Below are 4,888 nucleotides of genomic sequence, written 5' to 3'. Positions count from 1 at the left end.
ATTGGTTCCTCGCGCGGTGCGGGAAATCAAGGCCCGCTTCCCCGAACTCGGCGTACTGACCGATGTCGCGCTCGATCCCTATACGAGCCACGGCCAAGACGGTGTGCTCGACGAAGCGGGTTACGTGCTCAATGACGAGACGGTTGAAATCCTCGTCGAACAGGCCCGCACCCAAGCGGAAGCCGGCGTGGACATCCTCGCACCGTCCGACATGATGGACGGCCGCATCGGCGCACTGCGCGAGATGCTCGAAAGCGAGGGTCGCATCCACACTCGGATCATGGCCTACGCGGCGAAGTACGCATCGGCCTTCTACGGGCCGTTCCGCGACGCCGTCGGCTCTGCGACCAACCTCGGCAAGAGCAACAAGATGACGTATCAGATGGACCCGGCGAACTCGGACGAAGCGTTGCGCGAAGTCCGCCTCGATATCGAGGAAGGCGCCGATATGGTGATGGTGAAACCCGGTATGCCCTATCTGGACATCGTGCGGCGGGTGAAAGACGAGTTTCGCTTCCCCACCTATGTCTATCAAGTGAGCGGTGAATACGCGATGCTGAAAGCCGCTGCACAAAACGGCTGGCTCGATCACGACAAGGTGATGATGGAGTCGCTGCTGGCGTTCAAACGCGCGGGCGCGGACGGTGTGCTCACGTACTTTGCGCTGGATGCGGCGCGGCTGCTGCGCGGGCAAAAGTAGGCACGCGACCGTCGCCGGAGACGAGTGTCCGCTGTCGGCGATCGCAGGCGAATTTCCCGAGTTGGGGCGTCCAAGCGACGCCCTTTTTCATTGGCGGACGAATCGCGATAAATCGGCCATGGACCATCGAACGTATCGAACGGCCGGCGCCAGCACCGGCGCCGGCCGCATGTGCTGGCCGCCGATGCCCTCAGGACTGGAGCGCCGGCGCAACGCGATCAAGGTGACGTAGAAAGGCATCGGCCGATTCATAGCCGACGACGCGCAGCACTTCCTTTCCCGATCGGTCGAAGAAAATGATGCCCGGCGGCCCGAACAAGTCGAATCGTTTCAGCAGCGCCTGATCATCCATGTTGTTCGCCGTGACATCCGCCCGGAGCAATTGAAGCTGCGCGAGGCGCGCTTGAACACGTTTGTCGGAAAACGTAAAGCGCTCCATCTCCTTGCAGCTCACGCACCAGTCGGCGTAAAAGTCGAGCATGGCCGGGCGCGCGTCAGCGGTCAGAAGGGTGTCGAGCTTCGCCAGCGATTGGACGGGAGCGAATGCGGATTGCTCCGGCACAGCGGCGCTCGGGCCAGCAGGCTGTCCCGCGGCGCGCGCAGCCAGCACGGCGAGCGGCCGTACCGGATCGGCCGAACCCGCCGCGAGCCCTACGAGCATCGCAGCGGCCCAAATCGCAAGCGCGGCGCCAAGCCCGCGTCCCAGCCGACGCCAAATCGACGGGCCTCCAGCGTTCGGCGAAAACAATCCCAGCGCTGCCGCCGCGATGAGCAGCCACAGCGCAGCGAGCAACATTTGCGGCGTCGAGGGCAATACCGGCCAAACGATCCAGAGGGCGGCCGCAAGCAGTACAACGCCGAAGAAGACTTTTACGCCATCCATCCAGCTACCCGCGCGCGGCAGCAGCGTTCCAGCCCCCAGCCCGATGATCAGCAACGGGACGCCGAGTCCGAGGCCCATCGAAAACAAGGCCGCCCCACCCAGCACCGCGTTGCCCGTATGAGCGATGAAAGCCAGGACGGCGAAGAGCGGCGCCGTCATGCACGCGCCCACCACCAGCGCCGACAGCGCGCCCATGACCGCGACAGCCGCAAACGTACCGCCGGAGCGCCGGCTCGACGCATCCGAAACGCGGTCCTGCCAACGTTGGGGCAGCACGAGGTCAATGCCGGCAATCAGAGTCAGCGCGAACGCTGTTAGCAACGCGGCAAACAGACCGAGCACCCATGGGTTTTGCAACCACGCTCCGAGCGATTGGCCAACGAGCGCCGCCGCGATACCCAGGGCCGTATAAACGAGCGCCATGCCGACGACATAGGCCAGCGATAGCGCAAATCCACGCCCATGCGTCACTTTGCCGCGCTGCCCGATGATGATGGCCGACACGATGGGGATCATCGGATACGAGCAGGGGAGCAAGCTTAGAACCAGGCCGGCCAGAAAATAAAGCCCCACCGTGGCGGCAAAACCGCCGCCCTGCAGCAGTGATTGCGCGTAGTCGGCGCTAGTCACGCGCTCGTACCACGTGCCCTGCGAAGCGCCGTCCAACGCCCCAGCTTGCCCACCCGCCGCAGCCCCGCTTGCGCCGGCGCCTAGTGCCGCCCCGCTGACACGGTAGGTGTGCTCTGCCGGCGGATAGCAGATGCCTGCATCGGCGCAGCCCTGAGACGTGACGACGAGATCGAAGGCGCCCGAAGCCGACTGCACCGGCACCCGCACGGTTAGGTCGCCCCGATAGGTCTCGACGTTCTTTTGAAACGTGGGATCGAATTTGATGTGGCCGGCGGGCAATTGGGCAGCGCCGAGCGTGGCCGTGCCGCCCTTGACGGCGAATTGGAACCGCTCGCGATAGAGGTAGTACCCGTCTGCGATCTTGAAGTGAACGTCCACTTCATGAGGCTGCTCGGCTGCGCTGAACCGAAACGCCACCGCCGGGTCGAGAAAATCGTCTGCGCGCGCGGCGCCCAAGAGCCCGGCGCCGATGCAGACACAGGTAACGATGAACAGCACCACGCGCGCCAACTGGCGCACAGGATCAAGAAGCGGCTTAAACATGCGTCGGTCGTTGCGTTTCGGTCTCCACCCATTGCGCATAGGCATTGGATGCGGCGGCCTGCCATGAGAGGAGTTCAGGCGTCTCGTAGGGGTGATTTGCTCGAATGAATTGCTCGAGCTCCATCGAGCGGGCCGCGCTCGTCTTGAACAGCAGCTGGATTTCGTCGGCTGTTTCGATCTGACCTTTCCAGCGATAGCGCGAGCGCACCGCACCCAGTTCGGTGACACAGGCGGCCAGGCGTTCGTCGAGGGCGCCTTGCGCGAGCCGTTGCGCCGCTTCCGTGTCGGGCAACGTCGTCAGGATGAGCACGACAGGCAGGGGCACGGCGGGGTCACCTCGAGGCAATTCGGTACGCCGCTATCGTATCACCGAGCACGCTTTCGCCACGTGCGCCCGCTTCGCGCCGCGCGCCGCGGGTTCGACCGGGCCTCGTTTCGGCGTGTCATCTCAAAAGCTTGGAAGGCCGATGAAAAGCAAAAAGGGGCCAAGCTTTCGCTTGCCCCTTCTCGTTACCCACCGCCCAGCGCGCGAAAGCGCGCTGCACGGCTTATTCGGCGTCTTGCACTTCTTCCGCTTCCACCGGTTCCGGACGATCGAGCAGCTCGACGAGCGCCATGGGCGCGTTGTCGCCGACACGGAAACCAAACTTCAGAATACGGAGGTAGCCGCCCGGACGGTTCGCGAAACGCGGACCGAGCACGTCGAACAGCTTCGTGACCGAGTCACGATCGCGCAGGCGATTGAACGCCAGACGACGGTTCGCGAGCGACGGCTTCTTGCCGAGGGTGATGAGGGGCTCGACGACCTTACGGAGTTCCTTCGCCTTCGGCAGCGTCGTCTTGATGACTTCGTGCTCGATGAGCGAGTTGGACATGTTACGGAGCATTGCCAGACGGTGGCTGCTCGTGCGGTTCAGTTTCCGCAAACCATGACGGTGACGCATTTCAGTTCCTTGATTCGAAGTTTTGATCCAGCTCTTCTATCGTCCATACGCCGCAAAACTTGCGACGGCGCGGACACGGGCCGGTAGAAAAAAGACAAGACGCGGATTTTAAAGGAAAATCCGCGTCCTCGCCAGAGCGTAGGGTGTCCGGAGCGCACGCGCCCCGGAGCGCCTTACTTGTCGAGACCGGCCGGCGGCCAGTTTTCGAGCTTCATGCCGAGCGTCAGGCCACGCGAAGCGAGCACTTCCTTGATCTCGTTCAGCGACTTGCGGCCCAGGTTCGGCGTCTTGAGCAACTCGTTTTCCGTACGCTGGATCAGATCGCCGATGTAGTAGATGTTTTCGGCCTTCAGGCAGTTGGCCGAACGCACCGTCAACTCGAGATCGTCCACCGGACGCAGCAGGATCGGATCGATCTGCGGCGCACGCGACGGCGCTTCGGCGGCGGCTTCCGTGCCTTCCAACGCCGCGAACACCGCGAGTTGGTCGACGAGAATACGTGCCGATTGACGAATCGCTTCCTCGGGCGAAATCACGCCGTTGGTCTCGATGTTCATCACGAGCTTATCGAGGTCGGTGCGCTGTTCGACACGTGCGCTCTCCACGGCGTAGCTCACGCGGCGAACCGGCGAGAACGACGCATCGAGGACGATACGGCCGATGATCTTGGCCGTCTCTTCGCCGTAACGGCGCACGTTGCCCGGGACATAGCCGCGGCCTTTCTCGACCTTGATCTGCACGTCGAGCTTGCCGCCTTTCGACAGGTGAGCCACCACGTGATCGGGGTTGATCACCTCGCAGTCATGCGGCAGCTCGATGTCGCGCGCGGTCACGACGCCTTCGCCTTCCTTGCGCAGCGTGACGGTCACTTCATCGCGGTTGTGCAGCTTGAACACGACGCCCTTCATGTTCAGCAACAGGTTGACCACGTCTTCCTGCACACCGTCGATCGTCGAGTACTCGTGCACGACGCCCGCGATCGTCACTTCGGTGGGCGCATAGCCAACCATCGACGACAGCAGGACGCGCCGAAGCGCGTTGCCCAAAGTGTGGCCGTAACCGCGTTCGAACGGTTCCATGACCACTTTCGCGTGGCTCTCGCCCAGCGATTCCACAGCGATGATCTTGGGCTTCAACAAACTGGTTTGCATAGGTTTTCCTTTTCAATACCCTCGGCTCGTTACACCG

At 63.0% G+C, this 4,888-nt stretch carries 5 protein-coding genes; 1 reads left to right on the top strand and 4 read right to left on the bottom strand.

Annotated features, from left to right (window positions below; translation table 11 throughout):
• The coding region (hemB, locus tag ACTHNR_RS14475) for a porphobilinogen synthase (RefSeq protein ID WP_440548350.1) at positions 1-700 on the top strand (700 nt) is incomplete at its 5' end.
• 190 nt (positions 701-890) lie between these two features.
• Here hemB and dsbD read toward each other — a convergent pair.
• The 4 genes from dsbD to ACTHNR_RS14455 all read right to left on the bottom strand — a co-directional run bounded on the left by dsbD (position 891) and on the right by ACTHNR_RS14455 (position 4,851).
• Positions 891-2,756 (bottom strand): protein-disulfide reductase DsbD, encoded by a 1,866-nt coding sequence (dsbD, locus tag ACTHNR_RS14470; RefSeq protein ID WP_440548349.1) that lies wholly within the window; start codon positions 2,754-2,756, stop codon positions 891-893.
• Positions 2,749-3,075 carry a divalent-cation tolerance protein CutA gene (gene cutA / locus ACTHNR_RS14465; RefSeq protein WP_440548351.1) on the bottom strand — a complete coding sequence of 109 codons (327 nt, stop codon included), beginning with the start codon at positions 3,073-3,075 and terminating at the stop codon, positions 2,749-2,751. Before cutA ends, dsbD begins: the two co-directional genes overlap by 8 nt.
• Before the next feature lie 229 nt (positions 3,076-3,304).
• Positions 3,305-3,700 (bottom strand): 50S ribosomal protein L17, encoded by a 396-nt coding sequence (gene rplQ, locus ACTHNR_RS14460; protein ID WP_173256852.1) that lies wholly within the window; start codon positions 3,698-3,700, stop codon positions 3,305-3,307.
• Positions 3,701-3,873: 173 nt separating this feature from the next.
• Positions 3,874-4,851, bottom strand: coding sequence for a DNA-directed RNA polymerase subunit alpha (locus ACTHNR_RS14455; protein ID WP_115537015.1), 978 nt, complete (start codon positions 4,849-4,851; stop codon positions 3,874-3,876).
• Between the last annotated feature and the right edge of the window lie 37 nt (positions 4,852-4,888).

Origin of the sequence: Trinickia sp. (assembly GCF_051954495.1) — a bacterium.
Classification (GTDB): domain Bacteria; phylum Pseudomonadota; class Gammaproteobacteria; order Burkholderiales; family Burkholderiaceae; genus Trinickia.
This window is presented reverse-complemented; position numbering and strand designations above follow the sequence as displayed.

Bases quoted from the DNA above. Each gene is read 5' to 3' on its own strand.
- dsbD (WP_440548349.1), bottom strand. From the start codon at position 2,756: ATGTTTAAGCCGCTTCTTGATCCTGTGCGCCAGTTGGCGCGCGTGGTG.
- rplQ (WP_173256852.1), bottom strand. From the start codon at position 3,700: ATGCGTCACCGTCATGGTTTGCGGAAACTGAACCGCACGAGCAGCCAC.
- ACTHNR_RS14455 (WP_115537015.1), bottom strand. From the start codon at position 4,851: ATGCAAACCAGTTTGTTGAAGCCCAAGATCATCGCTGTGGAATCGCTG.